Source organism: Microbulbifer epialgicus (genome assembly GCF_041447265.1).
Taxonomy (GTDB): Bacteria; Pseudomonadota; Gammaproteobacteria; order Pseudomonadales; family Cellvibrionaceae; genus Microbulbifer; species Microbulbifer epialgicus.
Genome location: NZ_JBGMEK010000001.1, coordinates 53,298 through 75,593 on the forward strand (window position 1 = coordinate 53,298; position 22,296 = coordinate 75,593).

The following is a 22,296-nucleotide window of genomic DNA, read 5'->3' on the forward strand; positions in this document are numbered from 1 at the left end:
AGCCTTTAGGTAGTTGATTTGCTCCTTATGAAGTAAACGATAGGGATTAACATGGAACAACTTCTCGCTTTGCTCGCAAGCTACGATGTGCTGTTCCTCGGCCACTCTGTCCCCTTATACGTTGTCTTAGCTGCTGCATTATTTGCCTTTGTATTTCTAGGCTCTTACCCGCTTAAACGAAGAAAGCCCTGGAGAATAGCGGCATCCAAAAAATGGCTGCGACAATTCAGGGCCAACAAAGACAAATACACCCCTGTGCAGCGTTTCACCTACATAAGAAAAGTGGATCATTTCCTCTGGGAAGAGATTTTAATGAGCTGCTTTGAGGAACGAGGCTACCCCATTATCCGAACCAAGATGACTAGAGATGGCGGTAGCGACGGCTTCGTGACGATTAATGATGATTTTGTCGTGATACAGGCAAAACGATATAAGGGCCGGATATCGAAAGCTCATGTGGTTGAACTTGATCGCTTGGTTAATCACAACAGACGCCATGACAAAGGGCTTTTTATCCATACAGGTAAAACCTCAACCCCCATTATGGAGTTTTTCCGGTCGAATGATCATATGGAGATCCTTAGTGGCGTAGATCGTATTTTAAGCTTCCTCGACGGTGAGGAATTATCGCTATTTGGAAATAGGCTTAACAAGCCAAAGGCTATGCGTTGAGATAGTCTAGGTATCGATCAACCGCTAAGAAGGTGACTCTTACTTGCAGGGAGCCTTAGCTATCCATGAAGAACGGAGATAACGTTGTATATTGACAACTGTTGCAGTTATGCAATAGTTGCACAAATGCAACTATTATTTAGGGGGTCTCCGTATGAAAAAATGGCTACGCGCTGTAGGCTGGAAACGCTCAACAACCTCATCCCCTACAGCGCAAAAATTAGATGTACTCGGCGAGTCTCTAGATCTATTAACGTCGTTTGGTGAAAAACTAAACATTGAAAGCGTTCAATTGCTTATCGCCATAGGTGTTCTTAGTTCGGAGGACTCATGGGTAAGTATAAAGTCGCTTAAAGAAAAATCTCCGATAGCGGCTAATCATCGAATATCTCGATCCTTAAAGCAGCTTCAAGGAGATTTTGGCCTGTTCAGCGGTGTCACTAAAAACGCCCCGCTAATTAAAATGCGCCCCTCTTTGGCTTCCAGTCGTGAAAAAGAGGTCAAACTGACCGACTTTGGCAAGCTCATACTTCATCGCGTACTTCAGCTTCTCCATCCAGCCTCGGCGAGGCATCCAGATGGGTACGATAATTCGATAGTTCCTTGTTACATACCGCTACTAGAGGGGACTATTGATAACAAAGAAATTCAGCCTATGGCTGCTCCTAGACTGCTGCTTACTGGTTCAGCAGGTTATGGCAAATCTACAGTTGCGCTAGCGCTGGCAGCTGACGCCATTCGTAATGGTGCCGTCGTGTTCTTTATTGATACGTTCAGGTCATTAGAGTCAGCTCAAACACTACGTATTGCCGCAGATGGAAGCTACCGTGCTCATGCTTTTTTTGTAAACAACCTCGATCAAACGGACAAGACACCCGTTGAAGAAGTGTTTTGGCGGCAAGGTGTATGCGTCCATCATCTCGTCCCTCATCTGCATGGTATGGAAAAGGCACCAGGAATACTCAAAGAGCAGCTTGGTCTGCTTATAGCGCAAATTGCCAAGGCTGCACGAACCTCTCAAAACTCAGTGCATGTGGTGATAGACGGACTAGGAAGCCTTTCTGTGCTTTCCGGCTGCAATAAGCACATTGGAGAGCTAATTGAACTGGGTGCCTCCGTTCATATCTCAGAGCAGAATTCCAGTGCGTCGGATTACGAGACATTTTTCGATCTGGATTTTGCACAAGCCATCTTTAGAGTTGAAGATAACGATCTTTATGCAAAGCAATCAAAACTCGATCCACGAGTTTTTGCCGAAGTGCCCGAAGGGCAAATTGTTTGGCGGTCTTCCGGTGGGGAATACAACGGCCCAATCCAATTACATATAACTATTTAATGGACATTTTGTGCTTAGAGCGAGCCCTTATGTCCATCAATATAGGAAACACATGGACTTAAAATCTTTAAGCCTAGCAGCCCGTTTATAACGCTCCAGTGGGACAACTCACGGTGCCGGCGACGGAGGTATTGAGGAAGGGAAACTCACGTGCAAAAAAAGCCCCAACAATCTTTATTGGGGCTTTTTATATTATCGAGCTCAAGATTTACTTATGAATCTTTATTACTCACCGACTCTTTCGTGATTGCTTGTTTAGGGGGGGGTATGAAAAGTTCTTTATCGCTACCGCCATTTGATTCGGAGTAAGTGACGGTTTTAAGAACTCCGCCAGGGGAAAAAATAAGTTGAGCGTTTCGACTAACCGACTCTGTTTTTGTCAGGAATGAGCCAGCAACCGGAATCCATTCAGCACCATTACTCTTAGCTTCCGAATAGTAGTAAGTCCAAATTTCCTCGCCAAAGTTTCCCTTGGTGACTGAATTTGGACTTCCCAATTTTGTACGGACTTGATCACTGGTGGTTACGCCTTGTTGAAAAGAATTAATATCATCAGCCGTAAATTGTGTGCCCTGTTGGACATTGGCACAAGCCGTCATCAGAAGTGCAGTACACAAGAAAACAAGTATTTTCATGTAAAGGTTTCCCTTAAAATAGTTTTAAAAAGTAAGAAGCTTTTCCGATCAAGAAATTAGATTATCTTTTACGGCATAGGGATTTAACAAGGCTATATAGCTGCCAAGTTAACAAAAAGGCATATTTTTCTCTAAAAAAAATCTTTCATGCTGAATAGCTGCGTGTTGCAAGCTGTGAGCTTTATTATTTTTATGTAAAAGAAAAAGGTTTCACTTTTTACTTCGAGTGGCGATGCAGTGAGTATGGGGGTGATTAAGTATATTTAAATCGATTGAAGCGTATTGGATAATTTAAAGAGTCATTTAGTGGGAACGGGGATGACTTCCTTGTAAGTCTGACGTTGAGATCAACTGTAACGATATGAAAATAATTTTATCGGATCATCTTTCGTGTAAGTATCATTCTTTTATTAAGGTGTCGTAGTTCTTAGGCTATCTGGTGCCTGTATTTCAAGATTACAAGGGAAAGCACCTTAGCAGCAAAGAAATTATGAGGATTATAGGAAGATGGCAAGGCGACTTAACCGAGCAGAGCTAATAGAGCGATTTTCAGAGCTTCGATCTGGATATTGGGATATAATATTTCACACCAAGATACCCGAAAATGAAAAGCGAGGTTTTGCCTCATATTTTAGATCTGCCGATGCCTATGTTGTTGAGTTGGGTGGGACTAGCATCATGAAAGAATTTAATGGCACCTGTGCTGATTGCGGATTTACGTCACTTATTAGGGAAAGGAGCACTTAGGGGAGATGAAAATTAGTTATTTAATAGCTCTCTTATTCGTGATACCACATCAAGGCCTTAGTAGTGACTTCGATCCAGGCGAGATCAGATATATAGGAGAGGTGAAGAGGATTACCAAATCTGGCTCTCATCTGGATTATCAGCACTACTGTCACCTGAATACAGTCTACTTAAGTGGCAGTGAAACTAAGCTTGAGTCGATGGCGTTAGTTTGGAATCACGAAACAGGCCAACCCCTGAAGTGCTCCGAATACGAGACGTATACCAAAAGGCGACCTGTAGAGCAGTAATGGAAATTCACCGCTCTAACAAAGAAGAAGTCCTGGGAGCATACACGCCGAGGACAAAAGTGATTTGTAACAAATCAGCCCATTTCGTAACCTAATTTCTTAGCTATCGGCAGAAGTATCTCCTCTAGGTCAGGGTCACAAAGCAGACGATTGAATGTCGGATCATCGGGTATTGCCGTTTGCGCCTGCTCATATAATGCTACACAGGGCTCATTACCATTCATGCTGGAACTGTACAAAAGCCCCTCTATCTTGCCTACGGTAGCGTAATATTTGTAAAAGGCTTTGGACCAGTTTCTTGCTGATGATCTTGTGCCAGTATTAATTGCTTGTGAAGCCCCAACTCTTGTTGGGAATTGACCCGTAAGGTCCAGCAATTGAACATCACGATCAAGCATAAAGATACCTAAGGCTGGTTGATTGCCTTCACGATCTACAAATCTCTTCTCCTGATAAACTTCAGCCAGGCAGGTTTCTATTGCAGATTCTCCCAGTGCACCATAGAGAATTCCCCTTGCTTGTACATAGGAGTTATTCCCCTCGTCGCTTTCATGGTGATCAAAGCGATTGCCCGTTGGCCCGTAATACCGAAATCCCCCCCAGCTCGATTTGCCCCGACCGCCGCGCTTGTAAATCCGAAATATCCTCGATCCTTTCTCTAGTACCACAACTTCAGGAGGAGTCTCTTCTATTTTTTTTATGTCTGGTGTACGCGGTAGTTTCGGCATCCATTAAACCTCTGCCAATTCAATTACCATTTTCGGATCCCCGCCGCTCACTAACCACTGAGCCGGGGTATATGGCTGACCATCTGGACCTATTAACTCTTCACTAGCGCTTGTAAAAAATCGGTGTACAGCCAATGGGTGCCAGTCGCGGACAATCTCAAGAAGCATGGGTAAGTTAGGCAGCGGTCCGTTTGAATCAAACTGGAAGAGTGGTAGTCGGCGATCTTGCTGCGTACCGATCGCGTATAACTTTCCTGTCAGTACCAGCTGCCGAATACGTGAAGGGCTAACCCCTAGTCTATCTCCAGCTTCTTTTGTGGTTAGAGACTCACCATATAGTTTCTTGTATTCACTCGCCGTATCACTTCTGGCACGAAGGATATCTACTACGCTGGCGCGCTCTTTTGCTCCACCGGCTGCTAGCTCTCCAAGTTCAGCTCTAGTAAGGCCCCCTTGTGCTGGAGCATCGTTACTAGCCATATCCTCCAAGGCCTGATCTAGTAAGGCGTTGGGTTCCACCCCCAATTCTTTAAGTTGGGCTGCAACCTTTAACAAGCGATCCAGATCAACGCCTTCGCTCAAGAGCTGCTTGCTGACGGCCTTTCTATGCTTACCACCTACTTTTGAGCTACCTTTTCGTGCTGGCAGGCTCTTTTCAGCCCCTCCGGCCATCATTACTTTTGTGCTTACTCCGTTCATATCGGTCCCACCTTTCCTGAAACCTGAGATTTGCGATGTGTAACGACGTTACATGCCGTTAGTATAGCGATATTACTGCCGATCACCAAGTGATCAAATGGCCTTTACCGGGCGATTGCCTTTCGGAAGGTGGCATTACCTGGTCCTGATGGGGGCAGGCTCGGATAGATAATGGTTTGGCTTATATATACGACGATGTACCAGTAGCCAGGTTGCGTGCAATTTGTGACTGCTCAGTCGGTAGTCGCATATTTAAAGGTGTGAAAGCCCAGTTTAAGCGCTTGCCGATATAGAAGTTGATGGGCTTTAGGCCAACTGGTTTACGGAAAGGTGTGTATCTCTTACTGGAATCTGGGAAGGGCGTGCCCTAACTAAAGGTCATAAAAATAGCCACACATATTCTTTTATTTCTAGCCATCAATATCACTGATACAAAATAACATATCAATAAGTTAAAAAAGCTTCGTGCAATCTCCTCCTAGATTTCGTCAAATAGACCTACAGGAATAGGGCTTATTCAAATTTGAAAGTATAGGGGGATTAGAAGTGGAAATAACGACCGATGGAAACACGGCTAATAAAGTAAATAGTTTACCGCAACCGCATTCACTAGAGGCAGAGCGGTTTGTTCTTGGTGGCCTGATATCGGATCCAGACCGTATCGATGCGGTCACCGAACAACTGGATAAAGAAGATTTCTTTAGTATGAGCCATCGCAATATCTTTGCGGTAATTCGCGAGATGAAAGATGATGAGCTGTCCATAAATATCGACTCCCTCGCTGAGGCGCTAGACCGCCGCGATCTAATAAGCCAAGTGGGCGGTCCCGCTTACCTAGAAAGTTTGGTTGCGAATACTCTCTCTGCAGCGCATATAGTTTCTTATGCCAAGATAGTGAGTGAGCGCTCCACTTTGCGCCAGATGATCACCGCTGCCGGCTAGGTTGGCAGGTCCCTATTTACCCCTGAATAGCAGCAAGATGCTAGGAGCGGTCAAAGTGTGCTGTTGAAAAAAAAATAGTAAGATCTGCTCAGGAATGTTCAAAGGATTGATTTGTACATGCTATCTCGCCTATTTGCCTCACGTCAGCGTCCCTTTATCCCTCGACGCCGTGAGAGTGAAACCATTGCTATCGATCTATCTGGCAGCCAGCTGGCATTCAGCCTTCCGCCAAACTCCTGTCATGACAGCTTTGGCGATTCCAGCCAGGAGGCACCACAAGGCATCAATATTTTTGATAACAGCAATTACGTTGATGATAGTGGCTATGAAGACTGGAAGCGCGAGGGGGTGGCCAGCCAGACGCTAATGAAGCGCAGCTGGGAGCTGTTTGGCCCCATATGGCGTGGCCGTCCTATCGGCACGATTGATTATGTGCTGACATTGAATCGTCATGACAAGTTGCCCAGCAATATGAGTTGCTTTAATCCACAGCACTTTGAGCAAGTGATCATGCGCAGTCTGTATTACTGGGGGCCCTGCCACCCTGACGATTATGTGCAAAAGGCTCCCCTTAATTGGCAGCTGCGCAAGCTGGATGGGGCAACTGCTATCTTTTTTGAGAAGCATGACGATCATCCCCTCCAGAGTTTGGAGGCAAACCCTTACTACCGTACCTACTTTTCTAGTGAATTTTTTATTCCTATAGATCGGCGTCATTACGTTGATCTTCATTTCCGTTATCTGGGCTATGCGCCAGTAAAGCCTTGCCTCGCTGCCATGAATAGTATCCGTGATGCAGTCTGCGATAGTGTCTCTATTCAATTCGGTAGTGGAGCTCAGTCACAACTATTACAGGCGCAGGAGCGGTGGCCAGAGGCCAGAGCTAGTGATAAGCGGGGAATTGAGGCCTGGACTTATCCCGAGTGGCGCCGAGGAGGGGAGTTTGGTGGTGACATTATTATCACTAAGCCTGGCAGTCCGCCTCCAGCTTGGCAGATGTAAGGTTTTAAGCGTACTCAATACCTAAAGCACCATAAAACTCGATAATAGCAAGGAGCAGCTATGAGATCAGGGAGTGTCGCCTGGAAAGCCATCGTGGAACAAGGCGAAAACCTCAATATCAATCGCAGTGTCTATGTGCTTAAGCAGCACTACCCTATCTGGGATCTACTCAAGCGCGAGCATCCTGGCAACTACTACAAAACTAGTTTAGTGCGAGCTGTATACAGTTTGGCTATAACCCCCGGTGGGCGCGAGAACAGCCTCTGTGCTCTGAACTTGGATGGAGCGCAGATCAACTACCAGATAGATACTGATGGCGATGTCCTGATATACGGCTTAAATATCGATAGCAGTATTTCAGCACCTGAAATGAATCAAGCTACAGGCTTGTATCAGGTGAAGAAAAATAGAAGAGAGTGGAAAACGAGCTCACATCGACAAACCAGCATGGATCATAGCCATCACTGGAACAATGCACATTACGCAGCTGTTAGCGGTAAGTTTGATAGTAAAGAGGAGGCCGGCCGGCTGCTAATCACGCATATTGCCAATGCCTACAATGGGGCTCTAAATTCCCACGACTTATCCGGTAATGGAAAGCACTACTCCCTCTTTTGGCAAAACGGCCAACATAAAGAGTCACCCAACAGTCAGGCCCTCACAGCACTTATCCAGCAGGCTCAGGCCAATAATGCCCGTATCCATTGGTTGGTGCATGGTGAGGGCGCAGGTACTTTTGTGAAAGCTCTACAGTGCCTGGTAAAGCAGCCAGGCATAAGTGACCTAGTAGCAAAGCAAAATAAACTCTCCCAGCAGAGTGTGTTTTTCTCCAACCCCCGTGGTGGAAATACCCGCAAGAAAGACCTAGAAAAGTTCTGTATAGATGCAGGGATGCACTTGATTGGAGTGAATATCAATAGCTTTGACATGAGAAACTCAGATGCCCGACAAGATGCGCGGACAGAAGCAATTCTAATACTCGCCAAGTATGGTATTGGGGGTGGGGTAACTGCCACCGGTTGGGATGATTTCCAACAGGCTCTGGACCATTGGGAAGCTGCAAAAACCACGCTAGCAGTCATTGGATTTAGTTTGGCTGGTTATGTTTTGGGTAAAGATGCACTGTCAAAAAATGGTGGCTATGCCCGTAATATGCCAAGAGCAGTAAGCAATACCTGGGGCAGCGGTAACAAGCACTGGGCCGCATGAACGGAGATTGAGGGTATTGCATGCATGCTTGTATGGGGTTTTAGTTGGCACATATCGATACAATTAGCTTTATCTGAGGGTCCGGCCAGTGAAAATTGAAATAAATCCGAGCGTAGTTAAGGAATTTGAGTACATAGTAGAGATGCACAAAAAGCATGGAGCTCCCAATGAGTTTGGAACCGTTAGCGAATTAATTTCCTATGTCCTCTCAAGCATTGCGGATGGTAGCCGTCGTCCAGGTTCATGGGAGCGCCAACTTCTTCTACCTATGGGCTTGGTTGCACAAACCGAGGAACACGAAGTTTACCGAAGCTTTTATGGAGCTCCGACCGAAGAGGTAGAAGCTCAACAATAAACAAGGAAAGTTTAGTTTTAAGTAGTGGCAACAAGCTCAGGGCAGACTAAAAGTAATTTGTGTGAGTAGTGCTAGAGTAGACAATTGACACCCCCAGATGTGTAAAGTAATCATTACGTGCTTTGGATTACTTTAGCGCCATAGAGGGCTGCTTGTCCTTTGCCCTAAACAGGTCTAGCACAGCATTTATTTTATCCATGATATAACCAGTTTGGATGTCATCACCGTCTGAAAGGCTATTAAATTTCTTTTTAGCCTTTTCCTGCCACTCATGTATAGATGCTTCCAGTGGGCCGGTATCTGATTGTGAATCACGAAGCATTTCGGATAAGCGTGTTGTTCTATCTTTAACCCTGTCAATGAGCTGTGTTGGATCCGCTTCTTTTTTCATGCTCCCGGGAGGTTGGATAGACTCTAGCTGATTCTCTATATCCCTTTGGAGTCCCTTAAATTCCGAATCAACCCTCTCCTTCTTCCATGACTCAATGCTAGAGGGATTAAGGGAGTCATTAGCAGCTAATGCAGCGGGAGAAAAGCGGGTCCTTGGGCTTAATTGATCCTGGCCATCTAATGCTGGCGTATCATCTTTTAAGGCATTAACGCTGGCACCAATAGCCATACCAACACCGGCAAAAACTCCATTCAGTATACGGCCAAAAGCGTGTCCTACGGCCCCTACCAGGTTTGTCTGTTGCATTTGATTAGAGTTAGGGACATTCTGTGTTGCAACTTCTTCAGCGCTGTCAGGTTCGCTTGAATCAAGTTTCGGAGCCGGTTCTTCTTGGGATAGGTCATTGGTGCGTAGCTTCTCTTCCCACTTCTCAACTATAGGAGCCCTTTGGAGTACGTCTCGATCTGCCAACTCTTTACTAGCATTTGCTTCTACAGCTTTCCCAAGTTCTTTGTTATGCCTAACCAGGTTGTCTTCACAAATAGATAGAATATCCTCAGCGTCCTTACCCTTAAAATACTGCTGGCACACCTCGACGGAAACGTGGCCCCCTTGGAGCGCAATCAATACTTTCTCTGGATCTAGACTCCGACCACCGTCATCGATTTCAGATTGTAATGTTTGATCTGAAAGAGTGTGTGCGCCATTGGTACTAATATCGTTTAAGCGTCTTGCGGTAAAATCCTTTTCCTGGGCTTTGTCATCGTCGGTTTTCAGCAAACCATCAATTACTCTATTCCCAGAAAACCCCGTCTCAAGTTTCTCCTTTTCCAGATTAAGACTTTGCTTTTCAGACACTAGATTGAAATCACCGCTATTGACGGCAGTTAGGAGGGCTTTTAGCTTCCCTTCGCTCCCTATGGATGAGTCATTTTGAGAGGTCGGTGCACCGTTATTTTCAATATTTACGCTAGAGGTAGGTGAGTTCATAGTTTTTACTGTTAAGTATATGAATTTGCATACTCTCATATCTCTGTAAGCAATTTATGTCAATGGTTGGTAGGCAAGTTATTTTACATAGGCGCTAATCATGCCGCACCGCTGCACGTTGTGAGAGAAAAATAATACTGTGGGTAATTTGGGGGCGAGCTTTATAAAGTGATTAGATGTCTCTGTTGGTTTTTATGAATCTATAAAACACCCCCAATCTGCTGCTGCCATGCAGGTACAGGAAAAAAGATAAGAATTGAGTGGAAAGAACTGTAATTTCCTGTTGAGTTGCACCCTAATGTTGGTTAAGTACTTTGAGTTCATAGCAAGAGACCGCCTGTTGGGGGTGCCGATTACTTCAAGGGAGATTTGAAATGGCAGCTACTAATAATGCAGTTCTGACAAAGAATGAAGAAATTTACCAACACGCACCTAGCAGTGAACGTAATATGCCTTGGCTGCATGGTGTGGAGTATATGACAGCTGATTCTGCCGGTTATGTTTACTGGAAAGGTCTGCATATTGAGCACTGCGATTCTCCTTATGAATCGTCGAGCGCTAAAGAAATTCAGGATCTTGCAAAGCGCTGTCTGCACCTTGAGAGCCTCGGTATTAGGCCAGGTACAGAGACCGCTATATGGCACTGGAATTGGATGAAAGATCTGACTTCCGATCATCCATGGTTGGGTTTCTTTAAGCATGCTCCAAGGCTATGGGAAAGTGATGGCTCTCTGGCTATTGTGATGGCAGAAAATCGCCTAGCAATCTTTACCAGTGGCAATATTGAGTTTTTTAAAAGCATTGGTACTTTTTTGGAGTCCAAAGGATATGAGTGCGACCCGGAAGAAGTCGACTGCGATAAGTTACGCATGGCTGGTTTTGATACTCCGAAAGAAGGCCAGAAAGAACTACTAGATATTGTTGATGTCCCTCTTGCTAGGGTTGTCTCATTGTTAGAAAAATATCATGTCCCCCGTGACCTTTATCAAATTGATGGGCGCTCGGTACCGGATTTCACTCTGGATGAGTTTGAGGATCTGGTTGAAGCGGTAGGTAACATTGAGCAATTAGAATTTGAGTCGTTAACAAGTGGGCCTGAGGTAACAAGCAAGCAGCATAGTCTAGTGAAGAGAGCACAAGAAGCAGGGTATGTCCGCAACCAGTTTAGCCCTTGTCATTCTAGCTTGACGAAGAAGGGCAAAAAGGCCTGGAGTCGCCTTCTTGAAGAAGCATCAAGGGAATATCTGAAAGTAAACGAATATAAGATTAGATATAACAGATTATGGGGTTCCTGGGTTCTACATCATAAGGAGGTTGGTGTTTGCGGTGAGTACCATAAACGAAGCAAAGCTGTTGAGGTGGCTCAAAAAGGATAGTTTTATTTTTTATACCTTGGAAATTTTGTATTGAAATTTCCTGGTTTCCAATTGAGTTGCACCCTGAATTTAGTTGAGTACTTTGGATTCTTGTCAGGAGGGCGCCTGCTGGGGGTGCCGAATATTTCAAGGGAGATTTGAAATGGTAGCTACTAACGCAGTTCTGAGAAAGAGTGAAAACGTTTACCAGCGCGTATCTGGCGCTGAATCTAGTGGGCCTTGGCTGCATGGTGTGGAACATATGCAGGCAGATCCTGCTGGTAATATTCTCTGGAAGGGGCAAAAGATTGAGTATTATCGATCCCCTTATGATTCGTGTAACGCTGAACAGTTTCAGGGCTTGGCAGAACGCTGTCTCTTCCTGGAAGGGCTTGGCATTACGCCAAACAAAAGCACCGTCATTTGGCATTGGGCCTTATTGAAAGATCTGTCAGTGGATAATCCGTGGCTAGATTTTTTTAAGCATAACCCGACTATATGGACAAATGGTGAGGCTCTTGTTTTTGAGACGGAGAAGAGGCGCTTAGTGGTTTTTTCCGATAATAACATTGAGTTATTTGAAGACATTGATGCTTATTTAGATTCTAAGGGGATTGAGTACAACCCGAAGGATATACATTATTATAAGCTTGTTAAGCGAGCAGGTTTAACAGTCCCTTTAATTCCAGATAGAAGAATTCCGGTGGGCTGTACCGATCTTGCTGAAGTTATTTCGTTTTTGGAAGACAACAAAGTACCACATGATCTCCTTTCCGCCTGAGTTGCGCTCTAAAAGTAGTTGAGTACTTTGGACTCATAACAAAGCGCTACCTGTTCGGGGTGGCGCGAATATTTGGAGAGATCGTATGGCAACTACTAACTTGGATCAAATGAAGCACATCAATGGGCAGCCGGTGACCGAGGCTGATGTAAAGGTTGGTTTGGCGGTAATGTTTCCAACTGCCGTTGGCGGCTCTGTTAAGTATGAGTGTGTATCAAAAAAATCAGATGTTGCTGAATTTAAGTCGCAAAATAAAAATTGGCCTGATTCTTTTGATGTACGTTTCAGCCAGCCAGAGTTTACTGTAGATGAGTTTGAAAATTTAGCTGAAGCTCTTAGAAAGTTTAACACGTCGGGGGAAGCAGTTACGAGCGAGGAACGTAGTCTGGTGTTACGTGCACAAGAGTTAGGGTATGCGCGTCAATTTAGTCATACCCAGGCTAGCTGGACGGAGAAAGGAGTTGAATCCAGCGAGCGAGCGCATGCTGCTAAAAATGCCAGCAAAGGTTAGCTCTAAGTGTTGCGAGCGCCGGCAGTGGTCGGCGTGCATTAATTCTACCAAATCAAGAAGAGGAGAATGGAGTGTTAACGTTTGTTACAGATATCAAATCGCCTGGAGAGCCAGACATTCTAGCGGGCCTTGAAACTTACGATTTGGTTTTAGGACAGCTTGACAGCAACAATGATAGTTTACAGGCGTTACGATTTTCAGCTCCGAAAGGTGGTTGGAATCACAATGAGCTCACCCTATACGCCAATCTGTTAGATGTAGGGGATGCCTATTTAATCCCACCCAGTGAAACGTTGAACTTAGGGATGGCCTGCTGGATAGGAAGTACCGAAGTCTGAATTTCCACTTGGCTTGATGTGTGTGGTTTTTAAGTTACGTTGTAAGCGATAAAGTTCAGAGTTGTTGAGCTTGGTTCGATGGTTTGAAAGAGTCTGTATATTTCTTGGGGATTGATATGAAAAACAAAATTTATATGGTGCTAATGGAGGCCCTTTCAGAAATAGAGGATAGCATTTCGTGTGGCTTTAAGGTCTTATCCATAGGTGACCAAGGGGGTCGGGTAGAGTTTGAAGATCGGTACCAACTTTCAGTTGTGCCGGATGGTGATAACTTCGAGCTAGCAATCTACGGGGTTGATGGAAGGTTGGCTCCAGAGTTATTTGATGATTCAGATAATGTGCATGATGTGAAGCGTGGTAGTGATACGTATGATATTCACTATTACTTGAAAAAACTATCAAGCACTAAGACTCTAACTGAGCGTCTGTGGGCCAGTGAAGAAGCCGATGAACTAACAAATCAGGCTGCATGGAGGATCGAGCAGCTGGAAGTGGATTTAAAAGCCGCACTGCAAAATAAAGTTCAGGCATAATACTAAGTATAGCTAACACAAGGATTAAGTTAGGCGCGTTTCATGAGTCAATCGAAAGAAATTCCAATAAGTATTAAAGGATTACCAATGGATTTGGGGGTGTTGGAGGCCGAGGTTCGAAAGTTGGAGATAAAGCCATTCGCTAACGATTTCTTTTGGGTAGGTGATTGGTGTATATCAGCCAATGCTTGCGGTTACTTCATGAGCTCTAAATGTGGTTCGAAGTTTTCCTTTCGTGAAAATGAAGTTGAAATTATGCTGGGGATACTGAAAGGAATCATAGAGGGAACTCTGAATCAAGTATATTGTGATTATGCTGCTTCAGGTGTATGGATAGATGGTAAATTAATTTCTAGTAAAATTAATAAGAAAGATGTTGGCTTTAAAGATGGGGATTACTTCGAACAGGCCCTTATTGAGCTAAATCTGCAAGTAAAAAAGTATGGTCGTTACACTTGGCGTACTGAGGGTTGTTTAGTCGCCTTAGTAACCACTTAAGGATGTCACCCCCAATAAAGACTTATATAAGTAGTTTAGCGCGTAACTAAAGTAAAGCCTGAAACAAGAGGATGTGGCCAATGTTCATAGGAATGAAAAGTCAGACTAACATTGAAAATGTTGAAAATTGTATTGAGTGTGGTATGGCTGCGAATATTGATCCATGGCTGCATGAGGAGAGATACAAACACCCTCCAGTGGTATTAAGAGATGGGCAGCGCTTAGTTCATGACGGAACAGGTGTATTTGTTAGTGAGGATATCAAGAGAACTGATTAGGTAGATGTATACCTGGGGTTGATAACACCGGCTATAAGGCAGTTGTTTATATATCATAGATGTTAAAAAGGATCGCTGTATGCAGGCTGTAGTTAAAATGTGGATCAGAAGTAAGGGTTATGGGTTTCTCGAGAACGGGAATGGGCCTGATGTTTTTGTGAGAAAGGCTGAGCTTCAGAATTGTCATTACCTAAAGCCAGGCGCCGTAGTTAATTTTGAATGTCACGCAAGTGACCGAGGACTTGTGGCGAAAAATGTGACAATTGAAAAGTTCCCCAGCCAGGGCTTTTCAGAATACGGAAAACCAGCGCATATCGGCGTAATGACATAAGGGCTTTGAAGACAACGGAAGTGAATGATTTGCTAAAAACCCTGCCGCAACTTCCACAGCGCCAAGACTCTGTAGAATGTCAATTGGTAGATCTGTACACAATAGCTAATAAGTTAGGTTTATATGATGCTGTTGATTACCTGACTGCTAGCACTACTAAAAAATAGAACATTCAAAGAACATTAAGTGGAAGTTAGATTTCGCTCTTACATCAATGGATTATCCGTCTACTTCTGATAGGCGGATTCCCTCACACTCTCTTTTCCTTCCAGCCAGTTTGCCTCGATATAATATTTCGATACTTTGAGCCTCTCAATAAGGCAATCCAATGAGGGCTGACTGACTTTATAGCAGGCATTAGTAGACGGATATGAGCCTGATTGCTAAACCAGTGGCAATGGAGCTCCTCAGCTGCGACATAGCTTGAACATCCTCTCCCACTTGATGGGATGTGCACCCCCAAGCATCCAGGCAGCGTAAAACAATGGTAACAAGTATAGGGATATAGGAAATATGAGAGAGGAAGCGGAAACTAAATCTGGTCACACCATCCTTCTTTGTGAACTTAGAAGGTGGAAGCCAGAGCATCCAAGATATGGGATTAGTTATGCAAGCACGGGAATTCTTGAGGGAAATAACAAAAAGAGAATTAGACGTGCATTTGAAGCCCTTAAGAATTCCACAGCGTCCCATATCGATGAAATGAGAGAGGTTGCGAGTTTGGCCTACTAATCGGGATAAAAGGGCTTTAATATCTTAATCTCAGATAAGAGTTCCTTAAAAAACATGAATAAAATCGTCAACTTGCGACCAGTCGATCCTAGCCTTTCATCAGTTGAAGTAGAGCTGGATGCATTAGAAAAAGAGCTTGAAAAAATTAGCGGAGAGCTTGAGAGAATTTTTGGGGTTAGTACATATGAAGAGGAACATAGCATCAAGTATGTACGAAGGGCCCTGAATAATGCTCTTGTAAGGTCTTATAGAGCAAAACAAATCAGTAGAGGTTTAAGAGTAACCAGGACCTGAAATACTTTTCATGAGCTATACATAGTTGAGCTTACTACCTATTGGTCTCTATACCCTGCTTTCCACTCAGTTTGCCTGAACAATAGTTTTCGATACGTTGAGCTTATCAATAAGGTCATCCATTGGGGGTGACTATTTCCTGAAACGAAGCTGGAGCCATTATGACTGTGAATATCACTATCTACACGGACGGCGCATGCCGTGGTAATCCAGGCCCGGGTGGCTGGGGTGCTGTAATAAAGCATGCTGACTGGGAGTATGAGATTAGCGGAGGTGATGCTGAGACCACAAACAACAAAATGGAATTGCTTGCTGCAATTAAGGCCCTCGAAGTTCTTGAAAAGGTTGAACAGAAGGGTGGTTTTGTAAAAGAGCTCGCAGTAGAGATATATACGGACTCGCAGTATGTGCGGCAAGGTATCACTAACTGGATAAAAAATTGGAAACGTAATGGTTGGAAATCAGCTAGTAGGAAGCCTGTAAAGAATGCAGACCTATGGAGGAGCCTTGAAAAGATATCCTCAAAATACAATGTGGAGTGGCATTGGGTTAAAGGTCATGCCGGCCACCCCGGAAATGAACGTGCTGATAGATTAGCAACTAGCGCGATCGGGCAACCAGTAACCAACAAGTCAACGAAGGGACAAAACCTGCTGGTTGAGTAATATTAATTTTAATGGCTGACTATGTGAAAGTCGGCCTTCATTTTCTCAGTTCAGAATACAGGTGATGATATGCAAGCTACTAAAGTGACAGGAACAGGCTATGTCGCTACTTCAGAGATTGATACTGAAGAACAGATTGCCTTTTACGGAGAGGGTGAAACTGCAAAAAAGGCATTAGAAGTCTTCCAAACATCTGGAGAATTCAAGGATTATTGTGACTGTAACAGTGTTAATGACGGGGAGGAAGTCGAAGTTCGTATATATAAAGCTATTTACAAGGACGATCCTGAATGGAATGAGGAAGAGTTCAATGAAGATTTTGATTGGGTAGTTGGTGAATGTGTTGATACTAAACAGTTGACATATTACAAGTGAGATCTATGCGATGCTACTTGATGATTATATTAAGGCTCGCTCTGTAATTGAGTCGCAGCTGATCCAGGAGGTTAAACGAGCCAACGGAAAGAAAGGTTGCTTGGAAGGGCCTGCTGCCGCTAATAAAGATCCAGCTGTACTTTCTCTTCGTTCTAAGCTAGCAAGCCTTGACCTCTCAATGTTCCCGGAGGATTGAGAAGACCTCAACTTTAAGCCCCGCTTTACGACACCTTTGATCTAGCGTCGAAGGTGTCGCTTACCTCCTTATCAATTTGACAGCCTTAAAAAATACTTTACGTTCTCCGCTTCATCTCAGGAAGACTTTCATGGTGACCAGAAGTGTTTAAATATAAAAACTGCATCAAGAATTTTGAGCGCCAGCCGGATTGGATTGAGGTACCCAAAAAAAACATTGTGTATCAGCAGTCAGACTACTCTGTAGTTCGAGTTAGTGAAGGACGTGGATTTCCTGGAGCAGATACTTACCACCTTGTTAAGGGTGATTTATGTGTTTATTCAAGTGAGCGCAAGTCGATAGTAGGATGGCAACTTGTAATAGAAGATATTTGGAACAGGGATGTCGGAAGATCAAGCGCGATTAAAAGAGCTGTCGAAATTCTACTCTATGAAACAGGCGACCCGTTTTGGGCTAATCATAACCTTTAATAAGATTCACAGCTGAACCCGCTTGGTTGGCTTAGCTCCACATCATCATAACAACATTGAGTGGGTAGGGAGGGTTCTACTAGATTTGTCTCCTTGCCCGAGAGCGTTACGTTGAACTCATCAATTAATCAGGCCTACTTCGGTAGCCATACAGCCAAAAGGTGATTCAATGGAAAATCAAAGCACTTCATTCACAAAGTCCTTTCTAAAAGATGTCGTAAACAGTATTCATTCCTTTCTTTATAACGGTGAGCGCAAGAAGTTCAAAAACATTAAAGATGCTGCTAAGGGTATGAAGTCAGTCTGGGAGCAGCTGGAGTTCGGTCTTGAAGACCCTGTTGACAAAGAGTGGCAAGAGGTAGGCCTGGGGGTGTTGGATCGCATCATAAAAGGAGAGCTTGTAGGTTTCAGCGCTGAGGAGCATTTACACGGTGTAAATGGTATGTTCAATCAAACCGCTACATGCGCAACAAATGCTATTTGACCAGACTAAGGGGGGGGAGAGCCCCCTTCAATTCAATCATACAAAATGTACCAAATTGCACGGATCTTCACTTGAATTGTACTAAGTACTGCTGTCCATTAACTTTCCTACGAGAATACTAAGGGAGTAGGACGGACCTAGTAGCTCTAGAAGCCAAACTACGGTACCAACTGCTACGGCCTTTCACATAACTCGTACCAGGCTTAAGCCAATACGCTATCAATACGTCTCTACTAAAAAATTATCGTACATTTTCCAGGCGAGTTGCAACGGGGATCAGAAGGGATACTTTGTGGTGCTCATAAGAAGCACTTATCAGGAATCCTCAATGACTAAGATAGAAAAGGTTAACCAATTCAGAACAGTAATAGTTGAAACCCTTGTAGGGTTAGGGTGGGTAGCAACTGATGGCATAAATACTTTTGCAGTTGCTCAAAGAGAGTACGATACACTGGCTGGCCCCAATACCTGCCTAGCTTGGTTTAACCCCTTCTTCGACTGCCCTGGTAGATTGTCTGCTCAGTACGTCACAGAGGGAGAAAATATCTTAACCGCCTCATCATTTAGTACAGGCCTAGATATGAGCCCAGAAGAAGTAATGGTAGGTACAAAAGCGTTTGCTGCAGAGGTTGAAGAGAAGATCAGAGGCACCCGAATGGTTCGCAACCAAAGCTAGGCCTTGTGAGTATCCATATGGGGGTGAACCGCAGATCGTAAGTGAACTTTCTTCTATAGCCTAGACCGCCGGGATATGGCGGTCTACTGTCCTATCAATCAAACATCGCGAGTAGCTAAAATTATTTCAACTCTCGCAATGTGTATTTAACTGCTGGAGCAAACCCTTGTGCGGCTGCTTCAGATATCAGTTTCTCCCCAAGAACCTTCTGTCCATCATAGATATTTTTTGCGCCTTGAATAAACAGAGCCTCAGGAATCCCTTTTGATATTAAAGCCGGAAGTCGGCCATTCTCCTCTTGGTAATAGTGCTTGACGAGCCACAAAGATGCTTGACTTTGACCATTGTCTGCTAACAAAGTCATCTCCGGTCGCAATTTTTCCAGTTCCACTGATTGCTCATACCTTGAAGCGGCTGTGATTATCGGGTCTTTAGCCAAAACAACAAAAAGAAAAACTGAAGCGATGAATATTAGGATCTTTTTCGAGACTACCGTTTCCTTAACCCCTCCGTCTTTTGTATATGTAATGATTTTAATTGGTGATTTATCTGTAGCGACATAATTCATCAGCTGCTCCCCTATGTATTGATGACCTCAAGGTTTTAAGTGCAAATAACGGTATGGCAAAGGAATTACTTCGCAGTTTTAATAACTCTTAATTGTTTGGCATGATATTAGCCTTCAATCAATTTCAAATAGTTATGTCATTAGGTGGAAATGAAAGTTCTAGTAGATTTTGGTCAATTTCCATTTGATTTTGAACCTGGTTAAGACGGGTTATATTAAAGCTGTAGATAACGAAACGGCGGAGGCGCCCATGAAACAGGTAAATCTTGGAGGTAGAAGTAAAGCTTTTCTAGTTATGCTGCTGATTTGGCAGGTGTTGAAGTTAGGCCTATTCATCTGCGTATGTGCCGCTATCTGTATTGGTATTGCTGCTGCAGCTGGTGTACCCCTATTACTGATTGGCTTAGGTGCTCTTCTGATGTTCCCAGGCGTTAGCCCTGAGCGTAAACGCGCTTGGGCCATAGCCTGGTGGTAACCAAGTGTCGTTAGGTTTTATTCTGAGTTCTGGTGGATCAATTTAAGGAATGTTGGGGGTGTATGTTATGAAAACAGCTGAGCAGCAGTACCTAGCTTTATGCCGGCGAATTCTTGAGGAAGGTGTGCTGATTAAGAACCAGCGGACCAATAAAGGGTGCCTGACGGTAATTAATGCTGACTTTGAGTATGACGCTAGTGGAGGAGGGTTCCCTTTGGTGACCACTCGTAAAGCCTTTTGGCGTAATGCAGTAGCGGAGATGATCGGATATTTGCGGGGGTATGACAACGCTAATCAATTTGCATCAATTGGCTGTAACACTTGGTTTGCCAACGCCAACGAGACTCCCGCATGGTTAGACAACCCTCACCGCAAGGGTAAAGATGATATAGGTCGGGCGTATGGTGTCCAGCTTCGCAACTGGCGGAATCCCGAAGGTGGAAAAGTAGACCAGTTACATAAGGTAGTTGACGCCCTCAAAGCCGGGTATGACAACCGACGCTTAATTATGACATTTCATAACCCTGGGGAACTAGATCGTGCGGCACTTGATGCGTGTATGCATACTCATCATTTCAGTGTGCTAGAGGGTACTTTATACCTTACCAGCTATCAGCGAAGCATTGATGTGCCGCTAGGGTTAGTATTTAACATGCCACAAACTGTATTCTTGCTCAGAATCATCGCTCAAATAAGCGGTTTGAAGCCTGGCAAGGTGTTTCATAAGTTAGTGAATTGCCATATATATGACAATCAAATTGAGCTGATGCGGGAGCAAGTTGAGCGGGTTCCTCTTGAACAGCCGACCCTGCATATCTCAGACAGAATAAAAACACTTAACGATTTAGAAACTTGGGTTGACCCTCAAGATCCGGAACAATTTTGGGTGGAGGGCTATGAACATCACCCTGCTATAAAATACCCATTCGCGTGTTAAAAGGTTCAACAGATAAAACACCCTCTAAGTCATAACGCCCCTATTGGTTCGCCAGCCTAGTGGGGCTTTTCCTTTCTCACTTGGAGTGTAAATTAGGGGTATCCGGATTTAACGATTGACTTGCACTAGCTGTAACATTGGCAACAAATCGGATTCTAGTGTTGGCGCCGGAAGCCAGTTAACCTATCGTTAAAAACGTGGAAGACGGTTTACAAGTTTTGTGGCTCTATGGTGAGCCTGAATATAGCCCAATCAGGGGGCTGATGTTGACTGGCAGCATGAAATGGCTAGAAGGCCAGAAACAAAGGGAGGCTGGAAGATGGCAGGAAACCAGATTGCCGGCTATTTAACAATCAATGGAGAGAAGCTTCTTGTTCTAGCTCGCCGGAGCGGATGGAAACGGTATTTTAAGCTGAGAGTAACGGGCGCTGATGGAGTATTTTTTGAAGATGAATCTGGCTACATCCAGGATCTGGAAAATACTCATGGTGGTTATGTGACCGATTTGAAAGCCGGTCTGACACTGCAAATTGAATAACGCCGGAAGCCGGCATCGATGACGCGGTAGACTTAAAGTGACGGTAGACAGGGAGTGGCAGCAGGGGGTTCGGCCCCTTTCTTTTTTGACCATGACAAACATTTTGATTTGGCCTGACTACAACGTAGTCAACGTGGCAGAGCTGGAACACGACTACCAGGTGCAGGCCGAAGTTTCTGAACCACCCTCACACTGCCCTCATTGTCACCCCCTAAAATCCGGATACCCTAAATAAGTCAGCCAGCCGCTTGCAGAATGGTAGATATAAGGCTGGTATTCTTTATTGTTTATGGCAGACTTACTGGGGGTGATCTAAGGGAGAGGACGACAAGCGGCAATTTTGCTTTAAATTCGATTCAAGTTGAATCGCTATCGCAAAGTTTCTACAACAGCATTTCCCAACGATTTTCTTTTTTCTTTTCATTTTCAATGCAAGTTGAATCTGTTTGCAAAAGTTTTAGCTAAACTATAGCGCCAGCGCTAGCCTTCTATCGAAGCCTAGCGAAATCTAGGCTAGGTTGGCTTCATTCTATAAACAGGCATATTAGCTAGGCTCCTCCTCCCCTCCTGTCTTATCACACACACAGTCCTCAGGCCCCGGTATCCGGTCGTAGCGACCTAGCTGGCGATTCCAGAGCAGGCTCCTATCGAAGCCTAGTTCCCGCCTATTACACACAAGGAAGGCTGAAAAGTTGCTTCCGCCCCCCCTCAATATCAAGTAAACCTCAAAACACAATATGTAGTATGTGGGTATCGGATTTCCCCGGGGTTATACCGATGCTTAGCACAATATATTGTGTTTAGCCCTTAAGCTAATCCGCTTGCAAGTGCTTAATGGAGAGGTTGTTTCATTTAGTGGAGTAAGGATGGGGGTGTTCTGCCTAAATTGCGTGCCCCTCTGGATTGGGTACTTTGAGTGCATATCAAGGTACTTCATTCATTTATTTACATCTGGAGGTCGGCTATGAGCCACGATTCCAAATCCAACTCCCAAGACCCTGTTGCCGCTTTCCTCGCGAAAGGCGGGAAGATTCAAAACATTGAACCAGGTGTTCGCTCGCTTAGCGAAGGCGAGGTATATGCCAAAGCATCTGGTCGTGATGACCTGGCTGGCGATTCTTATACGGACAGTCGTATGCGTGAGGCGGAGAATCAGACGGTGCTAGAGCAGCACCATCCTTATTACCGTTAATAGGTAGATCCTCTGAGCCCAGCGCAAGCCGGGCTTAGCCTATTGCTTAGATCACAATGGACTGCGGAGAAAG

30 protein-coding genes are annotated in these 22,296 nt (G+C 44.5%); 25 read left to right on the top strand and 5 right to left on the bottom strand.

The features are described from left to right. Window positions 1-51 precede the first annotated feature (51 nt). Both ACCI49_RS00325 and ACCI49_RS00330 read left to right on the top strand, forming a co-directional pair. Window positions 52-672 (top strand): restriction endonuclease, encoded by a 621-nt coding sequence (locus tag ACCI49_RS00325; RefSeq protein ID WP_371836968.1) that lies wholly within the window; start codon window positions 52-54, stop codon window positions 670-672. Window positions 673-826: 154 nt separating this feature from the next. Continuing rightward, window positions 827-2,008, top strand: a complete 1,182-nt coding sequence (locus tag ACCI49_RS00330; protein ID WP_371836969.1) for an ATP-binding protein — start codon at window positions 827-829, stop codon at window positions 2,006-2,008. A 212-nt stretch (window positions 2,009-2,220) separates the two neighbouring features. Here ACCI49_RS00330 and bamE read toward each other — a convergent pair whose 3' ends face one another. The 3 genes from bamE to ACCI49_RS00345 form a co-directional block, all read right to left on the bottom strand. Continuing rightward, complete coding sequence (gene bamE / locus ACCI49_RS00335; protein WP_371836970.1) at window positions 2,221-2,643, bottom strand: outer membrane protein assembly factor BamE domain-containing protein; 423 nt, start codon at window positions 2,641-2,643, stop codon at window positions 2,221-2,223. 1,111 nt (window positions 2,644-3,754) lie between these two features. Continuing rightward, window positions 3,755-4,408: an RES family NAD+ phosphorylase gene (locus ACCI49_RS00340; protein ID WP_371836971.1), complete on the bottom strand. Its 654-nt coding sequence runs from the start codon at window positions 4,406-4,408 to the stop codon at window positions 3,755-3,757. Between the two features lie 3 nt (window positions 4,409-4,411). Further along, window positions 4,412-5,107, bottom strand: a complete 696-nt coding sequence (locus ACCI49_RS00345; RefSeq protein ID WP_371836972.1) for a hypothetical protein — start codon at window positions 5,105-5,107, stop codon at window positions 4,412-4,414. Window positions 5,108-5,653: 546 nt separating this feature from the next. On the opposite strand from ACCI49_RS00345, the gene ACCI49_RS00350 reads away from it, so the two are divergent. The 4 genes from ACCI49_RS00350 (at window position 5,654) to ACCI49_RS00365 (ending at window position 8,615) form a co-directional block, all read left to right on the top strand. Continuing rightward, window positions 5,654-6,049 (top strand): DnaB-like helicase N-terminal domain-containing protein, encoded by a 396-nt coding sequence (locus tag ACCI49_RS00350; RefSeq protein ID WP_371836973.1) that lies wholly within the window; start codon window positions 5,654-5,656, stop codon window positions 6,047-6,049. A 117-nt stretch (window positions 6,050-6,166) separates the two neighbouring features. After that, window positions 6,167-7,051: a hypothetical protein gene (locus tag ACCI49_RS00355; RefSeq protein WP_371836974.1), complete on the top strand. Its 885-nt coding sequence runs from the start codon at window positions 6,167-6,169 to the stop codon at window positions 7,049-7,051. 60 nt (window positions 7,052-7,111) lie between these two features. Continuing rightward, window positions 7,112-8,260, top strand: coding sequence for a hypothetical protein (locus tag ACCI49_RS00360; protein WP_371836975.1), 1,149 nt, complete (start codon window positions 7,112-7,114; stop codon window positions 8,258-8,260). Window positions 8,261-8,348: 88 nt separating this feature from the next. Beyond that, entirely contained in the window at window positions 8,349-8,615 is a 267-nt protein-coding gene (locus tag ACCI49_RS00365) for a hypothetical protein (RefSeq protein WP_371836976.1), read from the top strand. A 127-nt stretch (window positions 8,616-8,742) separates the two neighbouring features. On the opposite strand, the gene ACCI49_RS00370 is transcribed toward ACCI49_RS00365, so the two are convergent. Then, window positions 8,743-9,996: a hypothetical protein gene (locus ACCI49_RS00370; protein ID WP_371836977.1), complete on the bottom strand. Its 1,254-nt coding sequence runs from the start codon at window positions 9,994-9,996 to the stop codon at window positions 8,743-8,745. A gap of 374 nt (window positions 9,997-10,370) precedes the next feature. On the opposite strand from ACCI49_RS00370, the gene ACCI49_RS00375 reads away from it, so the two are divergent. From ACCI49_RS00375 to ACCI49_RS00445, 15 genes are all read left to right on the top strand, one after another. Then, window positions 10,371-11,372 (top strand): hypothetical protein, encoded by a 1,002-nt coding sequence (locus ACCI49_RS00375; protein ID WP_371836978.1) that lies wholly within the window; start codon window positions 10,371-10,373, stop codon window positions 11,370-11,372. Between the two features lie 142 nt (window positions 11,373-11,514). After that, window positions 11,515-12,132, top strand: coding sequence for a hypothetical protein (locus ACCI49_RS00380; protein WP_371836979.1), 618 nt, complete (start codon window positions 11,515-11,517; stop codon window positions 12,130-12,132). A gap of 85 nt (window positions 12,133-12,217) precedes the next feature. Then, window positions 12,218-12,643, top strand: a complete 426-nt coding sequence (locus ACCI49_RS00385; RefSeq protein ID WP_371836980.1) for a hypothetical protein — start codon at window positions 12,218-12,220, stop codon at window positions 12,641-12,643. A gap of 71 nt (window positions 12,644-12,714) precedes the next feature. Beyond that, complete coding sequence (locus ACCI49_RS00390) at window positions 12,715-12,981, top strand: hypothetical protein (protein ID WP_371836981.1); 267 nt, start codon at window positions 12,715-12,717, stop codon at window positions 12,979-12,981. A gap of 116 nt (window positions 12,982-13,097) precedes the next feature. Beyond that, window positions 13,098-13,514, top strand: a complete 417-nt coding sequence (locus ACCI49_RS00395) for a hypothetical protein (protein ID WP_371836982.1) — start codon at window positions 13,098-13,100, stop codon at window positions 13,512-13,514. Between the two features lie 42 nt (window positions 13,515-13,556). Further along, window positions 13,557-14,012, top strand: coding sequence for a hypothetical protein (locus tag ACCI49_RS00400; protein WP_371836983.1), 456 nt, complete (start codon window positions 13,557-13,559; stop codon window positions 14,010-14,012). A gap of 80 nt (window positions 14,013-14,092) precedes the next feature. After that, window positions 14,093-14,290 carry a hypothetical protein gene (locus tag ACCI49_RS00405; RefSeq protein WP_371836984.1) on the top strand — a complete coding sequence of 66 codons (198 nt, stop codon included), beginning with the start codon at window positions 14,093-14,095 and terminating at the stop codon, window positions 14,288-14,290. Between the two features lie 79 nt (window positions 14,291-14,369). Next, complete coding sequence (locus ACCI49_RS00410) at window positions 14,370-14,621, top strand: cold-shock protein (RefSeq protein WP_371836985.1); 252 nt, start codon at window positions 14,370-14,372, stop codon at window positions 14,619-14,621. Between the two features lie 513 nt (window positions 14,622-15,134). Further along, complete coding sequence (locus tag ACCI49_RS00415) at window positions 15,135-15,353, top strand: hypothetical protein (RefSeq protein WP_371836986.1); 219 nt, start codon at window positions 15,135-15,137, stop codon at window positions 15,351-15,353. A gap of 54 nt (window positions 15,354-15,407) precedes the next feature. After that, the gene (locus ACCI49_RS00420) at window positions 15,408-15,647 is read left to right on the top strand and encodes a hypothetical protein (protein WP_371836987.1); all 240 of its coding nucleotides are present in this window, start codon (window positions 15,408-15,410) and stop codon (window positions 15,645-15,647) included. Window positions 15,648-15,808: 161 nt separating this feature from the next. Continuing rightward, window positions 15,809-16,312, top strand: coding sequence for a ribonuclease HI (gene rnhA / locus ACCI49_RS00425; RefSeq protein ID WP_371836988.1), 504 nt, complete (start codon window positions 15,809-15,811; stop codon window positions 16,310-16,312). A gap of 69 nt (window positions 16,313-16,381) precedes the next feature. Further along, entirely contained in the window at window positions 16,382-16,687 is a 306-nt protein-coding gene (locus ACCI49_RS00430) for a hypothetical protein (protein ID WP_371836989.1), read from the top strand. Window positions 16,688-17,026: 339 nt separating this feature from the next. Continuing rightward, window positions 17,027-17,353 carry a hypothetical protein gene (locus tag ACCI49_RS00435; protein WP_371836990.1) on the top strand — a complete coding sequence of 109 codons (327 nt, stop codon included), beginning with the start codon at window positions 17,027-17,029 and terminating at the stop codon, window positions 17,351-17,353. Between the two features lie 169 nt (window positions 17,354-17,522). Beyond that, complete coding sequence (locus ACCI49_RS00440) at window positions 17,523-17,837, top strand: hypothetical protein (protein ID WP_371836991.1); 315 nt, start codon at window positions 17,523-17,525, stop codon at window positions 17,835-17,837. Between the two features lie 328 nt (window positions 17,838-18,165). After that, window positions 18,166-18,513 (top strand): hypothetical protein, encoded by a 348-nt coding sequence (locus ACCI49_RS00445; RefSeq protein ID WP_371836992.1) that lies wholly within the window; start codon window positions 18,166-18,168, stop codon window positions 18,511-18,513. Between the two features lie 121 nt (window positions 18,514-18,634). Here the strand turns inward: ACCI49_RS00445 and ACCI49_RS00450 are convergent, their stop codons facing one another. Further along, window positions 18,635-19,081: a hypothetical protein gene (locus tag ACCI49_RS00450; protein WP_371836993.1), complete on the bottom strand. Its 447-nt coding sequence runs from the start codon at window positions 19,079-19,081 to the stop codon at window positions 18,635-18,637. A 250-nt stretch (window positions 19,082-19,331) separates the two neighbouring features. On the opposite strand from ACCI49_RS00450, the gene ACCI49_RS00455 reads away from it, so the two are divergent. The 4 genes from ACCI49_RS00455 to ACCI49_RS00470 all read left to right on the top strand — a co-directional run bounded on the left by ACCI49_RS00455 (window position 19,332) and on the right by ACCI49_RS00470 (window position 22,223). Then, complete coding sequence (locus tag ACCI49_RS00455; protein WP_371836994.1) at window positions 19,332-19,556, top strand: hypothetical protein; 225 nt, start codon at window positions 19,332-19,334, stop codon at window positions 19,554-19,556. A 67-nt stretch (window positions 19,557-19,623) separates the two neighbouring features. Beyond that, window positions 19,624-20,493, top strand: a complete 870-nt coding sequence (thyA, locus tag ACCI49_RS00460) for a thymidylate synthase (RefSeq protein ID WP_371836995.1) — start codon at window positions 19,624-19,626, stop codon at window positions 20,491-20,493. 319 nt (window positions 20,494-20,812) lie between these two features. Then, entirely contained in the window at window positions 20,813-21,031 is a 219-nt protein-coding gene (locus ACCI49_RS00465) for a hypothetical protein (RefSeq protein ID WP_371836996.1), read from the top strand. A 964-nt stretch (window positions 21,032-21,995) separates the two neighbouring features. Continuing rightward, window positions 21,996-22,223, top strand: coding sequence for a hypothetical protein (locus tag ACCI49_RS00470; protein WP_371836997.1), 228 nt, complete (start codon window positions 21,996-21,998; stop codon window positions 22,221-22,223). Window positions 22,224-22,296: the final 73 nt, after the last annotated feature.

What these genes read in the sequence shown, in the direction of transcription:
- ACCI49_RS00325 (WP_371836968.1), top strand. Translation starts at nt 52, where the DNA reads ATGGAACAACTTCTCGCTTTGCTCGCAAGCTACGATGTGCTGTTCCTC.
- ACCI49_RS00330 (WP_371836969.1), top strand. Translation starts at nt 827, where the DNA reads ATGAAAAAATGGCTACGCGCTGTAGGCTGGAAACGCTCAACAACCTCA.
- bamE (WP_371836970.1), bottom strand. Translation starts at nt 2,643, where the DNA reads ATGAAAATACTTGTTTTCTTGTGTACTGCACTTCTGATGACGGCTTGT.
- ACCI49_RS00340 (WP_371836971.1), bottom strand. Translation starts at nt 4,408, where the DNA reads ATGCCGAAACTACCGCGTACACCAGACATAAAAAAAATAGAAGAGACT.
- ACCI49_RS00345 (WP_371836972.1), bottom strand. Translation starts at nt 5,107, where the DNA reads ATGAACGGAGTAAGCACAAAAGTAATGATGGCCGGAGGGGCTGAAAAG.
- ACCI49_RS00355 (WP_371836974.1), top strand. Translation starts at nt 6,167, where the DNA reads ATGCTATCTCGCCTATTTGCCTCACGTCAGCGTCCCTTTATCCCTCGA.
- ACCI49_RS00360 (WP_371836975.1), top strand. Translation starts at nt 7,112, where the DNA reads ATGAGATCAGGGAGTGTCGCCTGGAAAGCCATCGTGGAACAAGGCGAA.
- ACCI49_RS00370 (WP_371836977.1), bottom strand. Translation starts at nt 9,996, where the DNA reads ATGAACTCACCTACCTCTAGCGTAAATATTGAAAATAACGGTGCACCG.
- ACCI49_RS00375 (WP_371836978.1), top strand. Translation starts at nt 10,371, where the DNA reads ATGGCAGCTACTAATAATGCAGTTCTGACAAAGAATGAAGAAATTTAC.
- ACCI49_RS00380 (WP_371836979.1), top strand. Translation starts at nt 11,515, where the DNA reads ATGGTAGCTACTAACGCAGTTCTGAGAAAGAGTGAAAACGTTTACCAG.
- ACCI49_RS00385 (WP_371836980.1), top strand. Translation starts at nt 12,218, where the DNA reads ATGGCAACTACTAACTTGGATCAAATGAAGCACATCAATGGGCAGCCG.
- ACCI49_RS00395 (WP_371836982.1), top strand. Translation starts at nt 13,098, where the DNA reads ATGAAAAACAAAATTTATATGGTGCTAATGGAGGCCCTTTCAGAAATA.
- ACCI49_RS00400 (WP_371836983.1), top strand. Translation starts at nt 13,557, where the DNA reads ATGAGTCAATCGAAAGAAATTCCAATAAGTATTAAAGGATTACCAATG.
- ACCI49_RS00405 (WP_371836984.1), top strand. Translation starts at nt 14,093, where the DNA reads ATGTTCATAGGAATGAAAAGTCAGACTAACATTGAAAATGTTGAAAAT.
- ACCI49_RS00410 (WP_371836985.1), top strand. Translation starts at nt 14,370, where the DNA reads ATGCAGGCTGTAGTTAAAATGTGGATCAGAAGTAAGGGTTATGGGTTT.
- ACCI49_RS00415 (WP_371836986.1), top strand. Translation starts at nt 15,135, where the DNA reads ATGAGAGAGGAAGCGGAAACTAAATCTGGTCACACCATCCTTCTTTGT.
- ACCI49_RS00420 (WP_371836987.1), top strand. Translation starts at nt 15,408, where the DNA reads ATGAATAAAATCGTCAACTTGCGACCAGTCGATCCTAGCCTTTCATCA.
- rnhA (WP_371836988.1), top strand. Translation starts at nt 15,809, where the DNA reads ATGACTGTGAATATCACTATCTACACGGACGGCGCATGCCGTGGTAAT.
- ACCI49_RS00430 (WP_371836989.1), top strand. Translation starts at nt 16,382, where the DNA reads ATGCAAGCTACTAAAGTGACAGGAACAGGCTATGTCGCTACTTCAGAG.
- ACCI49_RS00440 (WP_371836991.1), top strand. Translation starts at nt 17,523, where the DNA reads ATGGAAAATCAAAGCACTTCATTCACAAAGTCCTTTCTAAAAGATGTC.
- ACCI49_RS00445 (WP_371836992.1), top strand. Translation starts at nt 18,166, where the DNA reads ATGACTAAGATAGAAAAGGTTAACCAATTCAGAACAGTAATAGTTGAA.
- ACCI49_RS00450 (WP_371836993.1), bottom strand. Translation starts at nt 19,081, where the DNA reads ATGAATTATGTCGCTACAGATAAATCACCAATTAAAATCATTACATAT.
- ACCI49_RS00455 (WP_371836994.1), top strand. Translation starts at nt 19,332, where the DNA reads ATGAAACAGGTAAATCTTGGAGGTAGAAGTAAAGCTTTTCTAGTTATG.
- thyA (WP_371836995.1), top strand. Translation starts at nt 19,624, where the DNA reads ATGAAAACAGCTGAGCAGCAGTACCTAGCTTTATGCCGGCGAATTCTT.
- ACCI49_RS00465 (WP_371836996.1), top strand. Translation starts at nt 20,813, where the DNA reads ATGGCAGGAAACCAGATTGCCGGCTATTTAACAATCAATGGAGAGAAG.
- ACCI49_RS00470 (WP_371836997.1), top strand. Translation starts at nt 21,996, where the DNA reads ATGAGCCACGATTCCAAATCCAACTCCCAAGACCCTGTTGCCGCTTTC.